The organism is Synechococcus sp. R8-2 (genome assembly GCF_047461715.1).
In the GTDB taxonomy this organism is placed as follows: Bacteria; Cyanobacteriota; Cyanobacteriia; order Thermostichales; family Thermostichaceae; genus Thermostichus.
Genome location: NZ_JANSHQ010000511.1, coordinates 1 through 2,421, shown reverse-complemented (window position 1 = coordinate 2,421; position 2,421 = coordinate 1). Strand labels below are relative to the sequence as shown.

General features: G+C 58.4%; 2 tRNA genes and 2 rRNA genes. All 4 read right to left on the bottom strand.

The annotated features are described in order from the left end of the window. Positions 1-1,774: ribosomal RNA gene (locus tag NW819_RS11675) — 23S ribosomal RNA — on the bottom strand; the annotation flags it as partial. A gap of 233 nt (positions 1,775-2,007) precedes the next feature. Beyond that, positions 2,008-2,083 (bottom strand) — tRNA-Ala (locus tag NW819_RS11670). An 89-nt stretch (positions 2,084-2,172) separates the two neighbouring features. After that, a tRNA-Ile gene (locus NW819_RS11665) sits at positions 2,173-2,246 on the bottom strand. Between the two features lie 123 nt (positions 2,247-2,369). Then, a 16S ribosomal RNA gene (locus NW819_RS11660) occupies positions 2,370-2,421 on the bottom strand; the annotation flags it as partial.

Sequence of the window (2,421 nt, the reverse complement as noted above, 5' to 3'; positions counted from 1 at the left end):
AACCTTCCGGCACTGGGCAGGCGTCAGCCCCTATACGTCGTCTTGCGACTTAGCAGAGACCTGTGTTTTTGGTAAACAGTTGCCTGGGCCCTTTCACTGCGACCAGCTTGCACTGGCACCCCTTCTCCCGAAGTTACGGGGTCATTTTGCCGAGTTCCTTAGAGAGGGTTCTCTCGCGCCCCTAGGTATCCTCTACCCACCCACCTGTGTCGGTTTCGGGTACGGGTGACAACCTTCATCGCCTACGAGCTTTTCTTGGCACTACCCTCAGCCACGCGGAGTCCGTAGACCCCTCCCAATCCAGTCAGGGTGTGGCCTGCTCTTGTGCGTCCCTCTTCAGCTCCAGTTGTCAGTCAGGGAATATCCACCCTGTCTCCATCGACTACGCCTGTCGGCCTCGCCTTAGGTCCCGACTAACCCCCCGCGGACGAGCCTTCCGGGGGAACCCTTGGGTTTTCGGGGCATTGGATTCTCACCAATGTTTGCGCTACTCAAGCCAACATTCTCACTTCCGCCTCGTCCACGTCTGCTTCCGCTGACGCTTCACCCTACTGCGGAACGCTCCCCTACCATCACCATCCACAACTTCGGCGCATCGCTTAGCCCCGTCCATTTTCGGCGCAAGGGCGCTTGACCAGTCAGCTGTTACGCACTGTTTAAAGGGTGGCTGCTTCTAAGCCAACCTCCTGGTTGTCTGGGCACCCCCACCTCCTTAATCACTGAGCGATGACTTGGGGGCCTTAGTTGGTGGTCTGGGCTGTTTCCCTCTCGACGATGGAGCTTATCCCCCACCGTCTCACTGCCGACTAACCCTGGCGTATTCGCAGTTTGGTTCGATTTGGTACAGCTCTCGCCGCCCGCACCGATTCAGTGCTCTACCCCACCAGGTACCTGTCGACGCTGCGCCTCAACGCATTTCGGGGAGAACCAGCTAGCTCTGGGTTCGATTGGCATTTCACCCCTAACCACAGCTCATCCGATGATTTTTCAACATCACCCGGTTCGGCCCTCCACTTGGCTTTACCCAAGCTTCAGCCTGGCCATGGTTAGATCACCCAGGTTCGGGTCTACAGCATGGGACTCTCGCCCTCTTCAGACTCGGTTTCCCTTTGGCTCCGGCATTCCCGCCTTAACCTGCCCCACGCTGTAACTCGCTGGCTCATTCTTCAACAGGCACGCGGTCACCCGTTCAATCGGGCTCCCACTGCTTGTAGGCACACGGTTTCATGTTCTGTTTCACTCCCCTCCCGGGGTTCTTTTCACCTTTCCCTCACGGTACTGGTTCACTATCGGTCACGCAGGAGTATTTAGCCTTACGAGATGGTTCTCGCCGATTCACACGGGATTTCCCCTGCCCCGTGCTACTCGGGATCCGGCCGGCGCCTTTGAGCTTTCGGCTACAGGACTTTCACCTTCTCTGGTGCAGCATTCCAGCTGCTTCCCCTAGCCCGCCGGCTGCCGTTTGGCCGTCCCACAACCCCGCCCAGCCGTAGCTGAGCGGTTTAGGCTCTTTCCCGTTCGCTCGCCGCTACTGAGGAAATCACGTTTGTTTTCTTTTCCTGCGGCTACTAAGATGTTTCAGTTCGCCGCGTTCGCCCCTTTGGCCTATGGATTCAGCCAAAGGTGACAAGGCTTGCGCCTTGCCGGGTTGCCCCATTCGGGAACCTGCGGATCACCGCTTTTGTCCAGCTCCCCGCAGCGTTTCGTCGGTAACACGCCCTTCCTCGCCTCTGCGTGCCTAGGTATCCACCGTGCGCCCTTAACTGACTTGACCTTTTCACCTCACGTAACATTGGTGTTCTACCTGCCTCATGCCCCCAGGTTGCTGCTGCTTCCCCCAAGCCAAGGCTCGGAGGGCTCAACCCAGAAGCATGCTGCTTTCTTGCTATGCAGTTTTCAAAGTGCTGGCCGGCTCAACCCGGCTGGAGGCTTGTGCTCGGACCCAAACCCCTAGCCCGGTCGTCAACCTATCCAACTGGAGAACCCCTTCCCGGCTCCTCACCAAAGTGGTGGAGGTAAGCGGACTCGAACCGCTGACTTCTGCCGTGCAAAGGCAGCGCTCTACCGGCTGAGCTATACCCCCAATCCAGACTGCACCCACCCTCTGGCTTTGCCCTCAGCTTGGCCAGCTCGCTTCTAGCTTGCTAGCTCTCCCTTCTCCAGGACAAACAGTGGGCCATCCTGGACTCGAACCAGGGACCTCACCCTTATCAGGGGTGCGCTCTAACCACCTGAGCTAATAGCCCTCCCCTCGGTTCCCCTCCAGAACCCCAGTCAACCATCCCTTCAACCCCGACCGACCTGGGATAACCTTTGCTGGCCTGAGGGTGGTCTAACTCCCCTCAGATGCCCCAAGGTAGGTCTCCCTAAAAGGAGGTGATCCAGCCGCACCTTCCGGTACGGCTACCTTGTTACGACTTC